This is a genomic window from Desulfovibrio biadhensis (assembly GCF_055388615.1).
The window spans coordinates 3978852-4001947 of record NZ_AP042477.1 but is presented as its reverse complement, the minus strand read 5'-3'; the positions used below and the strand labels follow the sequence as shown (position 1 = coordinate 4001947).

General features: G+C 52.5%; 18 protein-coding genes. 11 read left to right on the top strand and 7 right to left on the bottom strand.

Going from position 1 to position 23096, the window contains the following annotated elements; translation table 11 throughout:
* Positions 1 to 63 precede the first annotated feature (63 nt).
* From ACZ5EH_RS17340 to ACZ5EH_RS17330, 3 genes are all read left to right on the top strand, one after another.
* Positions 64 to 510: a hypothetical protein gene (locus tag ACZ5EH_RS17340; RefSeq protein WP_464275136.1), complete on the top strand. Its 447-nt coding sequence runs from the start codon at positions 64 to 66 to the stop codon at positions 508 to 510.
* Positions 492 to 1646: a transporter substrate-binding domain-containing protein gene (locus ACZ5EH_RS17335; protein WP_464275135.1), complete on the top strand. Its 1155-nt coding sequence runs from the start codon at positions 492 to 494 to the stop codon at positions 1644 to 1646. The genes ACZ5EH_RS17340 and ACZ5EH_RS17335 overlap by 19 nt, the downstream gene beginning before the upstream one ends.
* Before the next feature lie 116 nt (positions 1647 to 1762).
* On the top strand, positions 1763 to 4465 hold the full coding sequence (locus ACZ5EH_RS17330) for a cation-transporting P-type ATPase (protein WP_464275134.1): 2703 nt from the start codon (positions 1763 to 1765) through the stop codon (positions 4463 to 4465).
* A gap of 64 nt (positions 4466 to 4529) precedes the next feature.
* Here the strand turns inward: ACZ5EH_RS17330 and ACZ5EH_RS17325 are convergent, their stop codons facing one another.
* The 5 genes from ACZ5EH_RS17325 to ACZ5EH_RS17305 are packed head-to-tail and all read right to left on the bottom strand — an operon-like array spanning position 4530 to position 9887.
* A complete protein-coding gene (locus ACZ5EH_RS17325) occupies positions 4530 to 5336 on the bottom strand; it encodes an HD-GYP domain-containing protein (RefSeq protein WP_464275133.1) in 807 nt (268 codons plus the stop codon).
* A 35-nt stretch (positions 5337 to 5371) separates the two neighbouring features.
* Complete coding sequence (locus ACZ5EH_RS17320; protein ID WP_464275132.1) at positions 5372 to 6607, bottom strand: S1C family serine protease; 1236 nt, start codon at positions 6605 to 6607, stop codon at positions 5372 to 5374.
* 50 nt (positions 6608 to 6657) lie between these two features.
* The gene (locus ACZ5EH_RS17315; protein ID WP_464275131.1) at positions 6658 to 7623 is read right to left on the bottom strand and encodes a zinc metalloprotease HtpX; all 966 of its coding nucleotides are present in this window, start codon (positions 7621 to 7623) and stop codon (positions 6658 to 6660) included.
* A gap of 7 nt (positions 7624 to 7630) precedes the next feature.
* Positions 7631 to 8236: a DNA integrity scanning protein DisA nucleotide-binding domain protein gene (locus ACZ5EH_RS17310; protein WP_464275130.1), complete on the bottom strand. Its 606-nt coding sequence runs from the start codon at positions 8234 to 8236 to the stop codon at positions 7631 to 7633.
* Positions 8237 to 8243: 7 nt separating this feature from the next.
* Positions 8244 to 9887 (bottom strand): S10 family peptidase, encoded by a 1644-nt coding sequence (locus ACZ5EH_RS17305; protein WP_464275129.1) that lies wholly within the window; start codon positions 9885 to 9887, stop codon positions 8244 to 8246.
* A gap of 219 nt (positions 9888 to 10106) precedes the next feature.
* On the opposite strand from ACZ5EH_RS17305, the gene ACZ5EH_RS17300 reads away from it, so the two are divergent.
* The 5 genes from ACZ5EH_RS17300 (at position 10107) to ACZ5EH_RS17280 (ending at position 15406) form a co-directional block, all read left to right on the top strand.
* The gene (locus ACZ5EH_RS17300) at positions 10107 to 10691 is read left to right on the top strand and encodes a cyclic nucleotide-binding domain-containing protein (protein ID WP_464275128.1); all 585 of its coding nucleotides are present in this window, start codon (positions 10107 to 10109) and stop codon (positions 10689 to 10691) included.
* A 33-nt stretch (positions 10692 to 10724) separates the two neighbouring features.
* A complete protein-coding gene (locus ACZ5EH_RS17295; RefSeq protein WP_464275127.1) occupies positions 10725 to 12869 on the top strand; it encodes a cache domain-containing protein in 2145 nt (714 codons plus the stop codon).
* A gap of 2 nt (positions 12870 to 12871) precedes the next feature.
* The gene (locus tag ACZ5EH_RS17290; RefSeq protein WP_464275126.1) at positions 12872 to 13732 is read left to right on the top strand and encodes an alpha/beta fold hydrolase; all 861 of its coding nucleotides are present in this window, start codon (positions 12872 to 12874) and stop codon (positions 13730 to 13732) included.
* Positions 13733 to 13941: 209 nt separating this feature from the next.
* The gene (modB, locus tag ACZ5EH_RS17285; protein WP_464275125.1) at positions 13942 to 14625 is read left to right on the top strand and encodes a molybdate ABC transporter permease subunit; all 684 of its coding nucleotides are present in this window, start codon (positions 13942 to 13944) and stop codon (positions 14623 to 14625) included.
* A 43-nt stretch (positions 14626 to 14668) separates the two neighbouring features.
* A complete protein-coding gene (locus tag ACZ5EH_RS17280) occupies positions 14669 to 15406 on the top strand; it encodes an ATP-binding cassette domain-containing protein (protein ID WP_464275124.1) in 738 nt (245 codons plus the stop codon).
* 34 nt (positions 15407 to 15440) lie between these two features.
* On the opposite strand, the gene ACZ5EH_RS17275 is transcribed toward ACZ5EH_RS17280, so the two are convergent.
* Entirely contained in the window at positions 15441 to 16622 is a 1182-nt protein-coding gene (locus ACZ5EH_RS17275; RefSeq protein WP_464275123.1) for a UDP-N-acetylglucosamine 2-epimerase, read from the bottom strand.
* A 368-nt stretch (positions 16623 to 16990) separates the two neighbouring features.
* Between ACZ5EH_RS17275 and ACZ5EH_RS17270 the strand changes: the two genes are divergently transcribed.
* The 3 genes from ACZ5EH_RS17270 to eboE all read left to right on the top strand — a co-directional run bounded on the left by ACZ5EH_RS17270 (position 16991) and on the right by eboE (position 19793).
* On the top strand, positions 16991 to 17314 hold the full coding sequence (locus ACZ5EH_RS17270; RefSeq protein WP_464275122.1) for a hypothetical protein: 324 nt from the start codon (positions 16991 to 16993) through the stop codon (positions 17312 to 17314).
* A gap of 125 nt (positions 17315 to 17439) precedes the next feature.
* A complete protein-coding gene (locus ACZ5EH_RS17265; protein WP_464275121.1) occupies positions 17440 to 18678 on the top strand; it encodes a 3-dehydroquinate synthase in 1239 nt (412 codons plus the stop codon).
* Positions 18675 to 19793: a metabolite traffic protein EboE gene (gene eboE, locus ACZ5EH_RS17260; RefSeq protein ID WP_464275120.1), complete on the top strand. Its 1119-nt coding sequence runs from the start codon at positions 18675 to 18677 to the stop codon at positions 19791 to 19793. Before ACZ5EH_RS17265 ends, eboE begins: the two co-directional genes overlap by 4 nt.
* A gap of 64 nt (positions 19794 to 19857) precedes the next feature.
* Here eboE and ACZ5EH_RS17255 read toward each other — a convergent pair whose 3' ends face one another.
* Complete coding sequence (locus ACZ5EH_RS17255) at positions 19858 to 22305, bottom strand: methyl-accepting chemotaxis protein (RefSeq protein ID WP_464275119.1); 2448 nt, start codon at positions 22303 to 22305, stop codon at positions 19858 to 19860.
* Positions 22306 to 23096 lie beyond the last annotated feature (791 nt).

Genomic DNA, 23096 nt, shown 5'->3' with positions numbered 1-23096 from the left:
ATGCCTTGGGGAGCACGGGTAGTATATACCAGATTCAAAAACAAAAACCGATATCCGAGAGCCATGTCCGCCACCTTTATTGCAGACGGCATCAAAACAAGCATCCGGCAAAGCCCCGGGCTCTTTGCCCGCATGATGGCTTTTTCCGTTGTGTTTTGCGTTTATTTTATACTTTCAGCTCAGGCGGTTACAGCTCAAGAAACCTTTCAGGACCAGAACAAGACCTGCACCATGAAGATTATGGATGTAGAGGTTCCTGAAGGCAATACGCCCCGCTTCCTTGTGGGTATCATTTGCGAGAAACGCAAGGTGCTGTCCTTTTGGGAATGCCCGGAAGCACAAGGCGGCAACTTTTCCGCTTACGTCTGCACCGAAAAAAAAACCCATACCGTGGAAACAGAACAGGTAGCGCCCAATGAACGCAAGGGGCGAGAATTGCGCATCTACGCACCCAGCAAGGAACGGGTTCCTTACGTACTCTGTGGCAAACTATGCGATCCAATACGCTGACATTCCTCTGGGGGGTGCTCCTCCTGGTCATGCTGGTGGCAACGCCAAATGCTTGGGGCGCCAAGCAACAGGTGACCTATGGCTTTCACAACAATTTCCCCCCCTTTTCCTACCTTGAAAACGGCAAGCCTGCCGGATTCGAAGTGGAACTCCTCGAGGCTGCGCTACGCACCAGCGACTACCAATTGCGCTTGCGCCCCATGACTTGGGAGTCGATCCTCATTGAACTCAGCAGCGGCGCGCTGCAAGTCACTTCCGGCATGGCGCCCACACCGCAACGCCGCAAAGCCTATCTGTTTGCCGAAACCCCGAATATCGAGCTGGTCACGCGCATTTTCCAGCGTACTGACGCCACAATCAAAAGTTTCAAGGGACTGACCGGCGCTCGCGCCTCCGTCAAACGGGACTCCCTCTACCAAATTGACCTGGAAAACCTAGGCAACATTCAAGTGCTGCTTTTCAACAGTCAACTCCAGGCCATGCAAGCCCTGTGGAACGGTCAGGTCCAAGCATTCTGTAGTGCGGACAAAATAGGCTATTACTACCGCCGCACAGCCAACCTTACAGGCATAGCCGCAACAGGGGCGCCTTTGCGGATTACAGAGCTTCACTACGCGGTCAGCAAGAATCAAGGCCCCCTCCGCGACGCCATTGACGCAGGGCTTCAGGCTTTGCGCGAATCCGGACAGTATGACCGTATATATCGCAAATGGTTCGTGCAGGAGCTCGCAGAAAGTGAAGCAGCCAAGCTCATTGCCCTGGCCAAAGAAGGGGCGGACCGCTCTTATATACCGTATACCCTATCGCCACAGGGCGCTGCCGTACTCACTCGCTCTGGCCGCTATTATGCAGCCGGACAGGTGGAAAGCGGCTTGTCTCGACTCAACGCTGGAGCCCTGACTGTTGCGGTACAGAAAGCCGTATCCGCAGGTGATACCGACATCCGTGCTGCAGTGGTTGTTGGCCCTGACGGACACGTCCAGGTGCCTCCAGCCAATGAGCGCCGTCTGCTCTTCCAATTCGGCAGGGGCGTATTGGTCCTCACCGAACCAGATCCTAAAGAATATGTCGTCCGCATGATTACAGAGCTGTTGCCCTTCCCCCAGGAATTTTCTCCTTGGGGAACCAGCTACTGACCCTCTCTTTTTTGAAAATTCCTTTACCTTTTTTCTGTGGCCGGTTAAGTAAGTAATGCTGACCTGGGCCCGTCATTTTCTATTATTCACCCAAATAAAAATATTGTAGGAAAAAAATGGAAGAATTGCTCAAAAACCGCTGGTATCAGATCGAAACGAAAGAAGCAGCAGAGCTTATAGGTAGCGATTCAGAAACAGGACTCGACCAGTTTGAGGTAAAACGTCGTCAGGAACGATTTGGCCCCAATGCCATTGCGCAGGCAAAAGGCAAAAGTCGAATCGAACGTTTTTTACTCCAGTTCCATCAGCCCCTCGTTTACATCCTGCTGATTGCAGGACTTGTTACGGCCATTTTGCAGGAATGGGTCGATGCCATCGTTATTCTGGGCGTTGTCCTGGTCAACGCCGTAATCGGCTACATGCAGGAAGCAAAAGCGTTGGAAGCTCTGGCAGCACTGGCCCAATCCATGACCACAGAGGCAACCGTGGTGCGCTCAGGGCACTCCATGCGCATAAATGCCGAAGAACTGGTGCCCGGCGACTTGGTATTGTTACGCTCTGGGGACAAAATCCCCGCAGACATCAGGCTTACAGCCGTTCGCGAACTGCGTGTAGACGAAAGCGCATTGACGGGCGAATCCCTTCCCGTCCACAAAGACGCGACCCGGATAAATCAGGAAACACCCCTGGCTGAACGCATCAATATGACCTACGCCACGACCCTGGTGACCTACGGAACAGGGCGCGGTTTTGTCGTCGCCACAGGCGGCAAAACAGAAATTGGGCGCATTTCCGAACTCATCGCCAAGGCTGATGAACTACAAACTCCGCTTACCCGCAAAATAGCCTCCTTCAGCCACCTGTTGCTCTGGGTAATACTGGGCCTCGGTGCTGCCACCTTTGTTGCCGGTATTTTGCGTGGGCAGCCGTTTGTAGAGATGTTCATGGCCGCCATCGCCCTTGCGGTGGGCGCAATCCCCGAAGGCCTGCCCGCGGCTGTCACGGTGATCTTGGCCATAGGCGTATCACGGATGGCCAAACGCAGGGCCATTATCCGCAAACTCCCTGCTGTGGAGACGCTGGGTTCGACCACCGTAATATGCACTGACAAAACGGGAACACTGACTGAAAACCAAATGACTGTGCAGGAAATTGTCGTTGAAAACGCACGCTATGGGACAACGGGTCTTGGCTACGATCCCAGCGGCTCCATCAGCGCCTCCATGGGCAATGCCCCGCATCTTCTGGAAGAATGTATGCGCGCAGGAATGCTCTGCAATGACGCCTCCCTCATCATCAAGGAAGGCCGCTTTGCCGTGGAAGGTGATCCCACAGAAGGCGCGCTCATTGTCTCGGCCCGCAAATCCGGGCTGGACGGAGAGCAGGAACATTTGCGCCTGCCGCGTATAGACTCCATCCCGTTTGAATCCGAACACCAATACATGGCGACCCTCCACAAAAACGACAATACGCCCATTGCTTACGCTAAGGGCGGTATTGAAGTCATGCTCAAACGTTGCGACTCTGTATTATTGGAAAACGGCGAAACAGCCCCCCTGGATGCCGCCAAGCGTGAAGAAATAGAAGGACATGCAACCGAACTTGCCTCACGCGGCATGCGTGTATTGGCCTTCGCCTCCAAAAAATTCAACGCGGAACATAAAACACTGGCCCATAAAGACCTGGATGAATCCATGGTTTTTCTGGGATTGCAAGGCATGATCGATCCTCCCCGCGCCAAGGCTATTCGGGCCGTTGAGGCCTGCATCAAGGCTGGCATCAGGGTCAAGATGATCACCGGTGACCATGCCGTCACCGCCCTGGCCATTGCACGCAAATTGGGCATTGCTCAACAGACCCCATGCAACGACCGCGTGCTGACCGGCGCAGAAATGAGCACCTTCAGCGATCAGGAACTCATCGACCAGGCCGATTGCGTCCACGTGTTCGCGCGTGTTTCCCCCGAACAGAAGCTCAGGCTTGTAGAAGCATTGCAGGCCAAAGGGCATGTGGTGGCCATGACAGGCGACGGCGTTAACGACGCCCCTGCGCTGAAACAGGCTGATATTGGTACGGCCATGGGACTTGCCGGGACAGATGTCGCCAAGGATGCCGCCGACATGATTCTTACGGACGATAATTTTGCCACCATAGAGGCCGCCGTGGAGGAAGGACGCGGCGTGTTCGACAACCTCATCAAATTCATCGTCTGGACCATTCCCACCAACCTGGGCGAAGGTCTTGTGATTCTGACCGCCATATTTATTGGCGCAACCCTGCCAATACTTCCGGTGCAAATTCTTTGGATAAACATGACGACCGCCGGCACTTTGGGACTGATGTTGGCATTCGAGCCCAAAGAACCCGGCACAATGGACCGCCCGCCCAGGGCGCCAAACCTGCCGATTTTGACCAGAGATCTATTGTTCAGAGTGCTTATGGTTGGCGCAATACTCCTGGTCGCGGCTTTTGCCTTGTTCAAATTCGAACTGGCCATGGGCAGGAGCGTGGAAGTAGCCCGCACAGTTGCCGTCAACGTCTTTGTCGTTGTTGAAGCATTTTACCTTTTCAACTGCCGATCCCTGAGCCGTTCGTCCTTTTCCATCGGCTTTTTCGGCAATCCTTGGGTGATTTTTGGCTTCTGTCTGATGATGGTGTTGCAGGTTTTCTACACATACGTACCATTCATGAACAAAGCCTTTCAGAGCGCCCCGGTGGGCATCACTTCCTGGCTTGAAACCATATTGGTTGGCTTGGCAGCGTACCTGCTGGTGGAATTCGAGAAAAAACTGCGCTACCGCGCAAAACACAAAAAGTAATAAAAAAACCGCGGCAGGGGGTTCCCTCCTGCCGCGGTTTTTCCAAGTCTTAACTATATAATTTTCAGACCATATCCCCATCACCTGCCGGAAGCACAGACTCGCAAAAACGCTCCACCAGTAAAGGATCCAGTGCTGGCCCTGCCAATTCCTGCAGAATCGTCATTGCTTCTTCTCTCGTTCGCCCCTTCTGATAAGGGCGGTCCGTAGTAAGCGCATCATACACGTCAGCCACAGCCACAATGCGCGCCCCCAAGGGTATCTCATCTCCGGCCAGCCCTTGGGGATATCCAGTGCCATCGATCCGCTCATGGTGGGCGAGCACATACTTCATGGCTTCGCCAAGGAACTCCAAATTTTCTACTATATGTGCGCCTATTTGCGGATGTCTCCGAATTTCATCCAGCATTTCGGGCGTGGGTTTGTGGTCTTCATTGTGAAACATCACGTCGCTGAAACCGATTTTGCCTATATCGTGCAGCATGCCGGCCCACCAAATGCGTTCTACCTCCTTGGTATCCAGCTCCATTTCCTCGGCAAGACTGCGGGCATACCCCGCCACCCGTGAGGCATGCCCCTGTGTGTAGGGGTCGCGTGCGCCCAGGGCTTCCGACATGCTCGTCACGGTCTGCATTATGCTTCGCTCAAGACGGACATTGAGATCTTGCAGTTCCTCGATCAAAAGCTTGAGTTGAAACTCCCTGGCCTCGACCTTGACAAGCATCATGCCCATGGATTCGGCCAGACGTTGTACGGCTGGGGCGTTGGCTTCCGTGGTATACGACATAATATCCGCGTCGTAATCACCCTCCGCCACACGCTCCATAATTTTGATGAAGACATCTATGGTCTTTGCATCGTGTTCAGCCACGTCTCCTCCCGGGTCATGCAAATGCCAAACAAGCGCTACCTGTCGCGAATCACAACAGGTACTCTATAGTAGGCGCCACTCCTGAAAACAATAAACGTCAACCTTACACCGGGCCGAGTGGCCTGAACAATTGAGGCCAGCTCCGAACTTCCTCGAATTGGACGCTCATTCACGGCAACTATCACGTCGCTACGCCTGATGCCCGCGTCATAAGCGGCCGTATTCGGGATGACGCTGGTTACCAACACGCCATGGCTCCCTTGCAACCCTAGAGCCCTGGCAGTGGCGGCATCCACATCCTGGCTGGTGATGCCCAGGCGCCCGCTACCGGAGGGGGCATTTGGTCGCGTAGTATGCCCTGTCTCATTCGGAGCAGGGGCAGAAGACACTCTGCCCGGACGTGAACGAATACGCTCTATGGCCTGTCTGGCCGTATCACTAGGAATGGCAAACCCTATTCCCTGTCCTGAAGCCACCATGGCCGTGTTGATGCCCACAACCTGCCCTTGCAAGTTGATCAGGGGACCACCGGAATTGCCAGGGTTGATGGAAGCGTCTGTCTGTATGTAGCGGGTCGTGTCATTACTGTCGATGGTGCGCCCTTTTGCACTGACAATGCCCATGGTGACGGTATGATCCAGACCAAAAGGATTACCGATTGCCACAACCCAGGCGCCAACCTTCAAGGCAGATGAACTGCCAAAGCTCAGTGCCGGCAAAGAGCGCCCCGCGTCAATCCGCAGCACGGCCACATCGCTTGATGTATCAACGCCGACCACCCGAGCCTGATACCCTTCTTCTTGAGCGTCCTCGGCAGCGCCCTGCAAATAAACGCGGATACGGTCCATTCCCTCGACCACGTGCCTGTTGGTCACAATAAGTCCTGATGGATCGATAACAAAACCAGAACCGAGGGAACGCACAGAACGAGGGCGCGATTGCGGCAGCATAGGCTGCAGCTGCCTGAAAAACTGCTCGAAAGGTGATCCTGGCCCCCCAAAATACTGAAAGAAATCAGAGAGCCCGTTGCCGCCAATAGTTTTTTCCGTGCTGATGTTGACTACAGCGGGTCCCGCCATTGCAGCAAGGCGGGTGACATCCGGCAACGTTGCCGCGGCAGGCGCCTGATATCCCTCGGGCACCGCCTTGTTCTCAGTGTTGGGCGCTTCGCGTTCCACACACCCAAAAAGAAATAGCACTGCCAGCAGGAGTCCAGCCAGTTTTCCCGTTGCGATAGCCGTTCTTCTTAAAAAACCGTGTTCATGATACATGATTTATCCCTTTCCAGACGCACAGACCGCCCCAACGCATTTTTAGAGCTTCAGCGCCAGAACCCCATGGGACGCCAACGGGGGCGGTGCAGTACTTCATTCAGGCCTCCTGGAACAGCCGGGCCACTTCTGCCTGCAGCATGGAGGGGGGCATCATTTTCCATCGTACTGGCCATGGCCAGCAACCGCCCCACCCGTTCTCGGGTATCCGGATGTGTACGCAAAACAGATGGGTTGGGCTCCTTCCGTCCCGGCAGGAAGATGCGCTCGAGCAGGTTGCCCTGATAGCGCTCGAGTTTCTCCAGCGCAGCAGCCAGGGCGCGGGGATCGCCGCTCAAAATAGCGGCATCCTCATCCGCATCCATTTCACGCCTGCGTGAAAGTGCCAACTGCAACAAAGTGCTTACCAACGGCGCTGCGATGAGCACCAGGATAGGAAGAAGCGGTATATGCACCACGCCCAACAAAACCAGCGGCAGACTCACCAGCAACATGATCTGCCCGAGCAAGGAAAAGGTCGAGGTCAGACGGCTAATGACATCTGCCAGCCCCATGACCCACATGTCGTTGTTGCGGATATGGCTGATTTCATGGGCAAGAATCCCGGACATTTCACGCAGACTCATGGCGCGCAGCAGCCCGTCACTTACGGCAACTGCTGCGTCGTCACGGCTGCCCACGGCAAAGGCGTTCATGATCCGCGAAGGCACATAAAAGAGCGCCGGCGTTCCGGACAGGCCAGCCCGCTGCGACAAAGCGTCCAACAATTGATAAAGAGCTGGCGCCTCATGACGCGAAAGAGGGCGAGCGCCATAAAAACGTAAAATGGCCCGCGGTGTAAGCCTGGGGGCAAAGGCCAATACGAGCAGCCCCCCTAAAAAGGCCCATATCACGCCATTCAGTCCAAAAAGCATCCACCCCAGCAGACATAACAATCCGCTCATTCCTGCCAAAAGCAATACGGAGTGAAGCAGGTTGTATATGGTGTGTTTCTTTCGATCATTTGCCGCAAACATTGCATCCTCAATCATCCAGCTTTGAGACAACTGTATACTTGTCATCTTGCCGTGTTTCGTACCGACCGCTCATGTGCAGACTGTGGCGACTGAGCATCCATACCTCTGGAATGATTTCCGATACGATTTCACCGTCATCAAAAACACGGACCATGGAGCTTTGCGAAACGACCACGGCCACTGCCTCCGTGCTGTGGGTGATGCTGGCAGCGGCGACGTGTCTGCTGCCAAGCCCCAAAGGCAGATCTATGTCTGTTGCGCTCGCGTCCAAATACCTGGCGGCAGAAACCACCACACCACTATCGCTTACGATAAAGGCTCCATCCAGCTGAGAAAGCTCCTTGACAGTCTCACGCATGTTGGTGTCGGTCAGGCGTTTAACAACGTCACTGTGCCCGGCAAGCGGGTCCAGAATAAGGCACCTGGAGTTCGCCAGTACAGTATCATGATCGCCCACCGTAAACATGGTTCCGATCTTGCGCCCTTCTCTACCTTCCCGGGCAATCTCCACTGCAAGGTAGATGACTTCCTGCAGCACCTCCGGAGGCACGCCCCTTTTTTCCGAGCAGATGTCCTTGCAAAGCGAAAGCCCTTTATCTTCTGTATGCGTCATGTTCAGATCACAACTCCTTGTCTGGCTGCCCATAGAAATCTGCAGCATCATTACGCAGTTTTTTGCGAGCCTGCTCATGAGTATAAAGCATGTGCCCCCCTTGGTATAGACGCACCTGAAATTTTTCCCGCAGGGAAGAAGGCAGGTGCATCTGACGCAGGGTATACAAGCCCGCCAGATAGGGGGTGGCCATGTCGTAATACCCGCAAATCAACCAGACGCGCATTTGCGGATTCACACTCATGGCTTCTGCGAGATCATCGGAGGTCATTATGTAGCCCTGCTTTTGGCGCATGCCCGAGGACCAGTCCCACTGCTGCCCCACAGAGGGATTCAACACCTCGTATGGGATGTCGTTTTCGTATTGCAGCTCTTGGCGCACGTATGCATTGAAAGCAGTCGCAAAAGGCGGGATTAACGAATCCAAGGCGGGGTCATAGCTTGGGTACGGGGATTGCGGATCGCCGTCCTCACCAGTGACAGTGCCGTCCATGCGGCCTACAATCTTGCGCTGGTCGCGTAAAAGTTCCTTATAGAAGACATAAGGTCTGATGCGCCCCAGATGGTGTTGTACAAGCGTCAAAGGCAAACCCGTCAAAGCCGCCACATTCACGTATAAGGCTTCACGTTCCTTGTCGGTGAGGGCGTCACCTTTGAACAAAGCCGGCACGTAGCTGTCTTCCACCCATTTCTCCACTGATTTTTCGAACGCTTCCAGGTTATCACCCTTTTCCTGGCCGAGAATGGCGCTCACATCACCCAACTTTCCATGATAACGAGCGGTGGCGGCATAAGACGGCAGCAAAAAGGCATAGGGGAGATTGCTCTCATCCCCCAGCAGCGTGCTGTAATCAATGACCGGAGAAACGAAGATCAAACCAGAAAGTGCAACGCCTGCATCTTCCAACAATTTATTGGACAAGGCGGCCACACGAACCCCACCGTAGCTTTCTCCCGCCAGATACGTGGGGGAAAGCCAGCGTTCATTGCGTGTCAGCCAGAGTTGTACAAAGGAAGCCATGGAGTCGACATCCTGCTGCACTCCCCAGAATGTTTTTGCCTCGCTCTTCTTCTCGCCTTCTTTGCCTTCTTCCTGCACAGCGCGGCTGTAGCCAGTGCCCACGGGATCTATGAACACCAAATCCGTAAAAGCCAGCCATGACATGGGATTGTTTTCATACCCAACAGGCGGCTGGCCAATTTCACCTTTAGGTCCCAGTGCCACCCGCATAGGGCCAAGAGCGCCCATATGCAGCCATACCGAAGATGCGCCAGGCCCTCCGTTAAAGGCAAAGGTCACTGGGCGCTTGCCCTTGTCGGCGCCTTCCAGTTCATAGGAAACAAAGAAAATTCGCCCTTGCATGGCTTGGGGGGAATCACCGGGCTTAGGAGGAATGACCATCTCCCCTGCGGTTGCCTTATACCGTAGCGACTGGTTGGGGGTGTGCAGGACATGACTTGTAACCACCAGTTCTTCGTGCCAGTCCTTTTGCTCCTTATCCTGTACCTCGTCATGCTCCTCTCGCGCAGCGCTTTCCGAAGCACGGAGAGGGGCAGTAAAAAAACTTAAAAACAGGGCCATCGTAAGAAGCAGAATAAGCGTGAATTGATTGTGCGCCGCTTGCGCGTCATGTTCAAAATGTCCAGGCATTATAATCTCCCGATTTCACTACAATCAGTTACATAGGCAAACAAAAGAGTAAGAAAACTCCGACGCTTTTGGATACCAGTTGCCGCCCCCGGCCACAACCTCGACCTCATATTTCTCTTAAGAGAAAAGACTGTCTTTGCGTGTTGCCCATTCTTGCGAAGCAACGTATTATTCTAATTTGAATAACCCCTGGCTCTGCTCTCTTGGAAGGAAAGCCGGATGGCCAACACCCCGCTATACCTCAACACCGCTATGCTGGAGATGCTGCATAAGCTCCCGATGTTCAGCATGTTTTCAGAAGCTGAACTCAGGCGCATGATTTATAGTGGCAAATTTTTACGCATAGACCGGTTCTGCCCTGAAGATGTCATCATTCAGGAAGGCTCTTTTGGCCGCTGGGTCTATGTCTTGCTCAAAGGCGCCGTTAAGGTTGTCAAAAAAAACATAGAGATATGCACACTCACTGAACAGGGCACCATCCTTGGTGAAATAGGTGCAATCCAGTCGCAAGTACGGTCGGCCTCTGTCATAGCACTTGAGCCCTGCTTTTTCATCGCCATCGACATCTCCGTCATCGAACACATGTCGGGCCATGAAAAGCAGGAATACATCCAAAGAATTAAAGACTTTCTCTCCCCAATGATTCAGGAGCGGCTGGCGCAGACCATGGAAATATCCTCATTGATTGAGGAGATAAGGTGCAAAAGAAACGAAATAGACCACTTGCAACAACGACTGCGTGCGTTGGGAGCAAGTGAGGAAAAATCCATTCTGCAGTTACTGTTGGAAGGCGAAAAGGATTAAACACAACTATTTACAGCATACTTGTGAGACGACATGGCCCGACGCAGCATAATAGCTACTTTCATCGCATACGTTAGCGTGTTTGCGTTCTTTTCCGTGCTGCTGCTGGGTGGTCTACTGCTCTATTCCCTCAACCATGAATACATGCAGCGGGCAGAACAGGCACGTGAAAATTTCATGCAGCGAAAACGCGATCAGCTACGTACTGAAGTTTCCCGCTCTCTTGACTATATCAACTTCGTCAGAGCACGGAGCGATATAGTTCTGCGTCAAACACTAAAAAGCCGCGTGGATCAAGCCCATACCCTTGCTCAGCAACTGCTTGAGACCTTTAAGGATGAAATTGGAGAAAAAGAGCTCCGCAGGCTTATTATCGAAGCGCTGCGTCCCATGCGTTTTGATGACGGCCGATGCTACTACTTTGCCACTGGAACCGATGGAACAGTGCTGCTTTATCCTGAAAATCCAAGCTATGAAGGGCACAACGTCCTAATAGATAAGTTTCCATTCCGAGGAAAAATAATCAAAAAAATGATCGACCTTGCCAGGAAAGATGGTGAGGGGTTTATCGAATACGCATGGACCATGCCTGGAAAAGCTGGAGAGCAGCACGACAAGATTTCTTACATCAAATATTTCGAACCGTTTGACATGTTTATTGGCAGCGGTGAATATCTCGAACATATACAAGAACAGACACAACAGAAGGTCATTGAACACCTGCAAACCATTCATTTTGGTGATGATGGCTACATCTTTGCTAGTACATGGGAGGGGATCTCCCTCATTGGCCCTGCAAAGGGAAAGAACGTTTGGGACGCCACCGACGTCAACGGCGTGAAAGTTGTCCAAAAACTCATCGACGCTTCCAAAAAACCAGAAGGTGACTTTCTCACTTACGTCATGCCTCCTGTGGACTCGAAGTATTCGCAGCAAAAACGCTTGAGTTTCGCAAGGGGGGTGCCTGATTGGCAATGGTACGTTGGTGCTGGTGTCAGCCTGGACGCATTGAATGAGGTCATTTCCCAGAACACGAAAGAAATGACCGCCGACATGGAAGCCAAGACTTGGCGCATAGCCGGCGTGCTTCTTCTGCTTTTGATCTTCAACGCCGGAATGGCGATCCTCGCTCAGAGAAACCTCTCGCGCAGTTTCAACAGCTTTTATTCCTTTTTTACGGAAGGCGTGAAAGGATACGGCAAAGTAGATCGCAACAAACTCGCTTTCAGCGAATTCGATACAATGGCAATTCTTGCCAACCAAATGATCGAGCGACGGATGCAAGTCGAAAAGGAACTCGAAGACTTGAACCGCCACCTGGAAGAAACCGTGGAGGAACGTACCGAAACGCTTATCAGGCAGACTCGCGAACTGGAAATCGCCAACCAGAAGCTGCGCGACCTGGATGAGATGAAATCAAATTTCCTGAACACAGTCTCCCACGATCTCCGCACCCCAATGACTTCCCTGCTCGGCTTTTCAAAACTTATCCAGCGCGACTTCACCAGGCGTTTTGTTCCGGTTGCTGAGGAAGATGCCACGCTCTCAGGCTATTCGCTGCGTATCATCAAGAATTTTGACATCATCAACAGTGAAGGAGAGCGCCTGCTCCGGCTCATCAATGACTTTCTGGACCTTTCGAAAATTGAGCAGGGACGCCTTGAATGGAACGATCACCCTGTCAATATGGAAAGGCTTGTGCAACAGACGATGTACTCAGTTGATGGACAATTCGCCGCCAAACCTGATGTTTCGGTGGAGACCATAATTGATGGGCACATACCAAAACTGGTTGCGGACCAGGACCGCCTCCAGCAGGTGCTGGTGAATCTATTAGTGAATGCCGCCAAGTTCACAGAGACAGGCAAAGTTGAGCTGAAGGTGGCAGCTGCCGGTAACGAACGCGCGCCAATGGTGCGCTTCAGCATTTCCGACACGGGAATCGGAATCCCCGAAGAAGAACAACAGCGCATTTTCGAACGGTTCTATCAATCAAAAGACGACCACTCCCCAACTTCCATGGGGGTTGAATATCAGGGATCTGGGCTGGGGCTCTCCATCTGCAAGCTGATAGTAGAACATTACGGGGGGCGTATCTGGGTCAATTCCAGCCTTGGTCACGGCAGCACCTTCCATGTGGAGCTGCCTGCAGAAAAAAACAGTCCTTCAGAGGAGTAACCATGCCCAGCATCAATATACACGGTGAACAGGACATTCAGATTTACTATGAAACCTATGGAAATTTCACCACAGGTCCGGAACAACGGCAAACACCGCTATTGTACATTCTGGGATTAGGCAGCGACACTGCGAGCTGGGAGGATATATCCAACCGCCTCGCTGCCGGACGCCCTGTCATAGTCTGTGACAATCGCGGCGCCGGCCGCAGCAGCCAGCCTGCAGCTGCGTACACCATCGAAGCCATGGCTCAAGACATCCTGGCTGTGCTCGACCACATAGAAATCCCGCAAGTCCATATTCTGGGGCATTCCATGGGGGGCTTTCTGGCCCTGGAACTTGCGGCCAAGCACCCAGAACGCGTAGCCGGCCTGGTGCTCTCGAGCACGGCGCTCACCTTTGGAGCGCGCAACACCACACTTATGACTATGTATATTGATGGGTTGCGCAATGGCATGCCCCCCGAATGGATTACTGCAGACCTGGCGATGTGGCTTTATAGTCCTGCTCGATTTGAAACCCCCGACTTCCTCGACAACCTTGTCCAAGACATCATGCAGTCGCCCTATCCACAAACACTGGACGGATTTGCAGGTCAGACTGCCGCCTGCACAACATTTGACGGCAATGTACTGGCGCCGCAGGTACAGGCTCCAGCCCTGATCATTTGGGGCGACCAGGACATACTGACGTCCCCCAAACAAGGGCAGGCGCTTGCTGCCAGCCTCGCCACCGTGCAAACATTCTGCATCGAAGAAGCCGCCCACCTGCCACACCGAGAAAGGCCCGATGCCTTCTGTTCCAAGGTGCTGGACTTTTTGGACAGCTGTGACGCTGGAGATGTTGTTTCTGAAAGGACCTAACCCCGCAAGGCACTACAAAAGTGTAGACATCCTACATTCAGAATGACTACACTTTTGTAGCAGAACAACATGCGCCCTTCCCCGCCATGCGCAATTTTCTTTTTATTTCAAGATACTACAATCAAGGAACAACTGTTGCTATTACCAAGGGAGCAGGATTTGTCTCCAGGCTCGTACGGTAGCCACCCTCTGTAATAGATAAGGTTTCCATGCACGAATTATTAAACGCCGAATTCTTGTTTCCCTTGCGCCTGACATTACAGGTGGCCGGTCTGGCGACCCTTGTGTCCCTGGTCCTCGGCGTTGCCGCTGCTTATGTATTCAAGCGTTTTCGCTTTCCAGGGCGAGACATGCTCGATGCCATACTGACCCTCCCCCTGGTCATGCCGCCAACGGTATTAGGATATTACATCCTCGTACTCATCGGGCGGCGCGGCCTCATAGGCCAATGGTTGGAGGAGGTTTTCGGTTTTACACTCATGTTCACCTGGCAAGGCGCTGTCGTGGCCGCCGCCGTGGTTTCCTTTCCCTTGGTGTTCAAGTCTGCCCGCGCTGGTTTGGAAGGGGTGAGCAAGAACTACGAAAACGCCGCAAGATCCATTGGGGCGGGCGAACTGGAAGTTTTTCTGCGCATCTCCCTCCCCCTGGCGTTTCCCGGCATTCTGGCTGGCGGCATGCTGGCATTTGCCCGCGCCATGGGGGAATTCGGCGCAACGCTGATGGTGGCCGGCAACCTGCCGGGTAAAACGCAGACCTTGTCCCTCGCCGTGTACAGCGCCGTACAGGCTGGCAACGATACGCTGGCCAACTGGTTAGTGCTGGTTATTTCCCTTGTTTGCGCTGGCATCCTGTTCGTCACAAGCAAATTGCTGCGCCCAAAATGCAATGGCTGAAGAACTTAAAAAATACTGATAGTATTCGATGATAAGGTAGCCCATGTTCGACTGTTCCATTCGCAAACGCCTGCATGATAGTTGCGGGGGCGTTTTCCACCTTGAAAGTACTTTCGTCACCAGCGGAAGCCGGCTTGTACTTTTTGGCCCTTCAGGATCTGGCAAATCACTGACACTACAAGCAATTGCGGGGTTGATCACCCCGGACAGCGGCCATATTCGCATCAAAGGGCATACCCTTTTCGATAGCGAAACCGGAGTGAATCTCCCCCCGCGCAAACGGAAAGTGGGCATCATCTTTCAGGATTACGCGCTTTTTCCACATATGACGGTTCGCCAGAACGTAGCATTCAGTTGCAAACGCCTCGGGCAACGCCTGAAACATGATGACAAGGAAAAAGTGGATTCACTCCTGGAGATTTTCGGCCTGTTCAAAGTACAAAACTCATTGCCCAACCAAATATCCGGAGGCCAAAAGCAACGAGCCGCACTGGCCAGAGGACTGGCTGCCGAACCCGATGTACTCTTGTTGGATGAACCGTTTTCAGCGCTGGATATGCCATTGCGACGGCGCATGCACGAAGAGCTCTCCAAGACCTTGCGAAATTTTTCCATTCCTCTGGTGCTGGTGACGCACGATGCTGCAGAGATGGAATACTTTGCTGATACCGTAGTGGTTTACGACCAAGGGTCCATCATCGCCATTGAAGGGCAGAACGGAGGAAGCATAGATAAACACAGCATTCATCAGGCCATAGAAAAGGCCTACGACTGGGCGTAAGGATTTGCGTCTCCCGAATCAAGAGAGCAGCAGATCAGCAAGAGCAGCCGCCCCCGCTGCATCCACAACCGCTGCCGCATTCTGCTCCGTTCAATCTGGTCCGGATCAATGTGGCAATTTTTTCGGCCACTCCCGTTCCCATTTCCAAAACGGCAGGTGTTCCCTTTTTAACCCGCCCTGCATCTACATCCTGCAGCAAGGCTTCGAGCATCACCGGCTCGCGGCGGACCAGCGTGGTGGTGCCGCGTTCCTCATAAAAAATCCTGGCGGACTTCTCACCACAAAAGAGGCAGGGCACATCAAAGAATGCGGCTTCACTCTGTACGCCTTCCGCGTCAGAAAGCACAACTTTGCAGTTCTGCAGCAGTGAAAGATACGCGGCAAAAGACAGGGATTTGGTCACTTGCACGCCCTGTATCGCGGATGCCTTATCCTGAAAACGCTGCACAAACTCTCCATCACCGGCGGCTTCGAGCTTGCGCAAGGTTTTGGGTGAAATATGCAATACTACTGGACGCTTTGCGGCGAGGATGGAGACAAGCTCCAAGGAGCGCTCCAGTTCATGCACATTTTGCAGGCTTTGCTTGTTTTCGAAGCAAACGAGTCCATAGCTCCCTTCCTCAAGGGAAAGCGCAGCAAGTATGTCACTCCTCTCAATTTCCTGACGGCAATTTTCCAGAGCCTCGAGCAGCAAATCTCCCACAAGGTGGGCGCTTCCAAGCCCCAGTGCTTCAAACTCGAGATTCTCCATTCCTGAAGGCTCGGAAGCAAACCGCATGGCAGCTTGCGAATCACTCCAGCGGCGGCACCGCTCGGATTCGCTGGATTCATCAAAAGAACGCAGGCCAGCCTCCAACCGCGCCACAGGCACGTTCATGAAGCCCCCCGCCATGCTGGACGCCAGTCCACTCAGTCCGTCGCCGATGGAGATGATCATATCGGGCTTGTTTTCGCCGCACGCCTGCACATATTTTTTCGCCAGTGCTTCTGCAGCTTCTTCCAAGGGGCTTTCTCCTGCCTCCAGGTACTGCAGTCTGCTTTTAATCCCCAAAGATCCCAGACAAATATCACTAAGCAAGCTGTCAGCGTCCACCCCTGGCGCTGTGGCAAGGACAAGTTCCATGTCCACGCCACCAACGTTTTCAAAACCTTTGAGAAGTGCTGCGGCTTTCAAAAAATCCGAGCTGTCCATCACGATACTGCTTACTCTATGCATCTAACCCTTCCTTCACTGGTTTGCTTACTGTAGTCGATCGTATGCTTTGATGCTTTTCAAGACAACCCCTGTCCAAGTTCCCCGAACTAATCAATGAGTTCGGCACTGTCACTTATATTACGTTATTATCCTGGAAATATTTGGCACAGATTGGCAAAATACATATCTTGGTTGTGCTTTTCCAGGTCTGGGAAAAGCATCATTTCATACCTTGCGGCATCCCTTTCTAATTGAGGTTACAGACAATTCTGGACACGCCATCTTCTGAAAGGTAGAGTACGATTCATATTTTTGTGGCTGTATATTTTGTGCGCAAAGCGCCTGCCAGCCACCAAGAATCTGAACACAACGACAAGGAGCGTTATAAAATGAAAGCCCTTTTATTCATCCTGCTTGCCTTCGGGCCTTTCTTGATCTTCGCTGTACGTGGGCTGGTGAATCGTAGCAAGGCTGAAGAAATCACCGTCAAAGGTGTCGAGGTTTTTTTCCATTGGTTCATTTCCCTGATGATCCTGACTGCACTGGTCAAGCTTTTCGGCCTTTCTCTGACAACTGCCGTGGTGGTCGTCGTTCTGCACCATATCGCCTGGGTGCTTGTGGCCTACTATGGTGAAGAGCGTTCATGGCAATTCATCAAATCCATGATGCGCAAAGTGATGCGCAAGGACAAGACCGCCGGTAGCGCAAGCTGAGCAGCACAATATACCAGCTTCAAGCCGCCCGGTGTACGTTTTCATTAGCTTCGGGTACGCATTTTGGGGCAGGCAATACGTCATAGAGCATTGCCCCAAAAGCGTTTCCCATGTATATGAAGGGGATGAAACAGTTTCCAAGTACTGCAACGCGTTTTGACCAGCGAGTATCCATCTCCTATGATTTTCCCGTACTGTTCGGACGGCATCTGCTAGCTCCGGACAATCCTTTGCTGGCAAACGTCTTGGCCGGTGCCACTGCAAGCCCTGCCACTGCTTCGTCATCGCTCCCTCAGGCATCCATTTGTGGCGCCATGCCATACAGGGTAGCTGTTTTCATTGATAATGGAGCAGCATCCGCCTTCCCCTCCCTTACAGACGACTTTAGCGCCTATGCAACGGCGCACGCCGAAGTAATGCAACTTGTTGCTCCTCCTTTTATCGTTCAGGGAGGAGAACAGGCCAAGACCAATGATAAGGTCGTGATGCAGGTGCTCGAGACCGTCTGGCGTCATAAACTCTGTCGTCAGTCTTTTATTCTCGCTCTTGGAGGTGGGGCGGTTCTCGATGCTGTAGGATTTGCCGCTGCCACTGCCCATAGAGGCGTTCGCTTAATCCGCATGCCCTCCACCAGCTTGGCGCAGTGTGATGCGGGAGTTGGCGTCAAAAATGGCATCAACCTTTTTAGTCGTAAAAATTTCTGGGGAGTCTTTGCGCCTCCATTTGCCGTGCTGAATGACTACGCCTTGCTGCAAGGGCTCGCCCCACGAGACCTTCGTGCAGGGCTCTCAGAAGCCATAAAAGTTGCGCTCGTGCGTGATCGCGAAGCTTTTCTCCGCATCCATGCGCACAAAGAAGAGCTGGGACGCCTGGAATTCCCCGCTGTCGAGCCAGTATTGGAAGAATGCGCCATTGCACATCTGGAGCACATAGCGACTTCCGGGGATCCTTTTGAACTGGGCTCTGCTAGACCTCTGGATTTTGGGCACTGGCTCGCCCATGCCCTGGAAGAATTAAGCGACGGCGCCCTGCGCCATGGAGAGGCCGTATCCATAGGCATTGCCCTGGATAGCATATACTCCACCCGCGCTGGCATGTTGCCTGAGCACGAGCTTACCATGATTATCGAAACCTTGGCGGCAACCGGCCTCCCCCTGACCCACCCTGCCTTTGAAGCCATGGAACGCAGCGTAATGGAAGACGCGCTGCAAGCCTTTCGCGAACATCTCGGAGGAATTTTACACGTCACACTGCTGCAGAAAATCGGCAGCAAGGTAGAGGTCAACAGCATCGATATGGAGCGCATGCTTTCTGCCAAAATAGAACTGCTGGAGCGTGCGGCAAAACTGGTGAAAAAGCCATGAGTAGCTCCAATTTTACCCACCCGGTAACCTACTGTACAAACATCCACCCTGCAGAGAGCTGGGCAGCTACCTGGAAGAATCTGAAGCGCTTCACCCTGCGCGTCAAACACGCCTGTAGTCCGGACGCTCCCTTCCCTGTGGGGCTGCGGCTATCGGGGCAGGCATGTAAAGAAATTTCGGATGTGGAGGCTGAACGGTTCAGGGAGTGGCTACAGGACAAGGGGCTTTACGTGGTGACACTGAACGGTTTTCCCTATGGAACCTTCCACGGCGTCCCCGTCAAGGAGCAGGTCTACCTCCCGGATTGGCGCGATCCTGAGCGCTTGGCATATACGCGGCGGCTTGGGGATTTGCTGGCAGGATGGTTGCCTCCTGAAATGCATGGTTCCATTTCCACGGTTCCCGTTGCTTTTGGCAAGTCACTTTCCAACAAGGATTTTGCTAGCGTCAAAAATCATTTTCTTACCGCCCTTTCCCATCTGCAGCATTTATATGAAGAAACTGGGGCCTTTATCCACCTGTCCATTGAACCGGAGCCAGGTTGCCAACTGGAGACGACCGAGGAGTTGATTGCGTTCTTCGAGAGGCTGGATGCGCCCCCTGCCGTACGCCAACACCTTGCCTGTTGTTATGATTGCTGTCACCAGGCCTTGCAGTTCGAAGATCCTGAAGTATCCCTATCGCGCTTGCAAAACGCCGGTATCACCATCGGCCACGTGCAAGTATCTTCCGCCCTGCATTTGGACGAAGACTGCATCTCCATGTTGCAGCGTTTTGACGAAGGCACCTACCTGCACCAGTCCGTGGCGCATGCAGAGGCAGGGCTGCTACGCTTCGACGACCTGCCCAAGGCCTTTGAATCCAGTTGCGATGCCAAAGAATGGCGGGTCCATTTTCACTTGCCTGTCTTTCTCGAAAAACTTCCGGAATGCCGCACCACACAGCCTTTTTTGCAAAAGGTTCTGCCTCTGTTCGATGCAGCAACCCCCCTTGAAGTGGAGACCTACACGTGGAGCGTGCTGCCGGAGGAATTGCGGACATCAGATGTTACCGAATCCATCATACGTGAAATCCTTTGGGTGGAGACGGCGCGACGCAAAGTAACGACAAAGTGAACACAAAAAACGCCGGCCCTGTGCTCCAGGACCGGCGTTTAAATCACACTATATGCACGTGTTTTCAGCTACGCATATCTTCAATAACTTCAGCCAGCTCCGTAATAACTTCCGACATACCTTCCAGCGCCTTTTCTGAGAGCGTCATGGCCTGAGCGGTTTCATTGGCTATACGTTGCACTGCATCAGCAGAAGCAGTGATCTCCTGTGTTGTTGCCGATTGCTCTTCCGCCGCGGTTGCAATAGAGCGAATCTTTTCGGTGGTTTCTTCAACACTGGAAACAATCTTATCCAAAACGGAGCCGGACTGACGCGCCAGTTCCGCGGATTCACTCATGCTGGTAACGGTACTGCGAACGCCCCCAACATTGGCTTGTATGCTGTCCTGAATGGAGCGGATGAACGAATCAACCTCATTGGTTGCACTCATGGTTTTTTCCGCAAGCTTGCGCACCTCGTCGGCCACCACGGCAAACCCGCGACCGGCTTCTCCTGCACGGGCCGCCTCAATGGCCGCATTGAGCGCCAGCAGGTTGGTCTGATCGGCGATGTCATTAATAACGTTGATGATCCTGCCGATACCTTCCGCCTGGTTGCCCAGTTCATTCATGTTCTGAACGAGGGAATTGGCCTGATCTTCACTATCGCCAATGCGCTTTATGAGCGAATCAACAATCTGTGCGCCTTCATGGGCCTTGGCCATGGATTCGTCAGCAGATGAGGAAAGCGAGGCAGCATTTTGGGCAACTTCACGAACCGTTTCATTCATCTGTTCCATGGCAACGGCAGTTTGCGCCGTACGGTCCTTCTGCTTTTCCGAACCGCTGATGGAGACGGAAACGTTGGTTGCAAGCTCATCTCGGGCGCGCAGCATCTGTTGGCTGATCTGATTTGCCTTATCTGCGCTGGCCTCAATGGCCTGGTTCTTGGTCTCGATGAGTCGCTGGTTCTCACGGGCCCTGGTCAGATCAGTTATCAGCAAAAAGCCGCCAATAAGGTTTTTATCCAAGTCATAGAGGGGCGCCATGTCAAATCGAATGAACAGTTCGCGCCCATCCTGGGTGTTCAACTCAACTTCCTGGTCACGATGACTAACGCCATCGCTCATTGTTTGCCCCATAGAAACCGTGTTGCTGGAGTTGTTTTTGAAGACTTCGTTCAGCTTCTTCTCCGCATAGTCATCCGGCGCCCCTGGGAAGCCAAAAAGGTCAAGGTATTCCTGATTGATAAATGTGACTTCCTCTTCAGTATCAACCACAATGCATGGTTGTGTAAGCCCCATGAGCAAGCCATTGCTGAAGCCCAGCTTGGTTTTCAGGTCGCCAACCATGGAGCAAACACCCCCGATTGTCTCGCCGATCACATCATTTGCACAATATTCGAGACTTGCACCGTAATTTCCGGATGCAACCTCACTGGCAAAGGAATTGATTTTCTTGAGAGGACCGGAGGAAACCCGCATGATAAACCACAACGCCAGACCAGCAAGTAACAGCAGTACGGCGCAAGCAATGAGGTTAACCTGGTAAAACTTGGTATCTGCACCTTGCAGCATATTATCGGAGCTCATGCCAACAACGATGTGCCACTGCCAGGGCTCAAAAAACTTCCCAAAGATGGTATCATTATCCCCTCCCACCTTGAAGGAATGAAAAGAATCCTTTTGCGCGACGATATCCTTGAGAATGGAACCGTCCAGCGAAGGTGCGCCGGCGGACGTGGCGAGGACGCTGCCGTTTTGATCCAGAAGTAAGGTGAATCCCTGGCCTTCAATGGTTGAAGACTCGATAAGCGATGCAATGTCTTGCGAAAGCAAGGGGCGCCCTACCGCAATGACACCGGCATACTCGTCAGTCTGAGCAAGCCTGAAAGCGTGGTAGCCAACCAGATAGCGGACGCCGCCGATATCTTCTTTGTGAATCTCCGTACTCTCAAGCATGGAAGCAGCCTGATCAGAGCCAGCGGAAATATAGGGAATGATTTCGGGAAGTTCTTCCCCTTCGGCTGCAACCCGCTTCAAAGGAACAAGGTCACCCTTGTCATACTGATAGATGGCGCAAAATCCCCCAAATCGCGCAACAACCTCTTCCAGATTCTCCCCTTGGCCCAATTGGTCGCCACTGGAATAAATCCGTTGCAATTCGCGGGTTTCTTCATTGTTCGTTTCGGGATCAAAGACAGATACCTGATCAGTCTTGCGCGAAGCCAGAATCGTGCCGCTCAAAAGAAGTTTCCTGGCGTATTGCAATGAAGCGTCAAGCTGCCTTCGGCTCATGTTTCGCTGGATGAAAATTGAGTCGGCAAGCGATATGGCACTAGACTTGATGCTGCGCTTGCCCACATCTTCCAACGACCCTGTCACTTGGACAAGGTTCAACGAAGTCAGGCTGACAATAGACAGGATTACGACGCCGGAAATGAGAATGCCCAGTTTTACGCCGTATGGCAGTCGGGCATAGAAGGAACTGCGGGAATTTTTGGCATTCCCTGAAGTCGCACCTTCCCTACGCATGTTCAGCTCCAGTGGGTTCTGGATGCCTTGTGTTTTACTTCCCCCCTACAGCCCTCGAGATACCAGTGAATTCAGAATACTCGGGCCATCAGTATCACAACAATTACATCCTGGTGTTGAAGTGAAGATTTGCAAAATGCAAATAATACCAATGACTTCAAAAAAACATACTACGTAACAATCCATGAACAGCATCAGAATGAACCTGATGCAACAGCCACCACATACGGCAACCACAAAAACTGCACTTTTCATATCTTTTATTTTTTCAAAACACAAACTTCAAAACCAATGAAAATCCCTTATGAGCGCTGTGAAATCATAGAAATCTACTCCATGTCAAATGGCTTCGGATAGCCCTAGGGGCCGTCTTGATGTATTTATAAAGCTCATGCCGGCTATTTGTGGAACACAAGCTCTCTCATGTTTCATAATGTGGCAACAAAGAAATTACCCCTGCAAAGACATGCGTGAATAATCAATATTGTAAAAACTGAATAGCGAATTAAAATAGCATTTAATACAGGCTCCAATTGTATAAATGCACATTGCAGGGCTTGCATACAGCCATGGCAAGCAGATTGAAGGATTCATAACCTTGATTACTAAACGGCGACAGCAAAAGACAACGTAAATAATTCCTCCTGGCATGAATGAGTTGCATTTTTGCCACATCCTCAACGTAGCATATATAAATTACTATCCAAGAGTTGGGCACATTCTGCTGTCAGATGGCATTCTGACAATTCTGATATTCCTATAATAAAGTGGCTCCTAACCAAACAACGGTC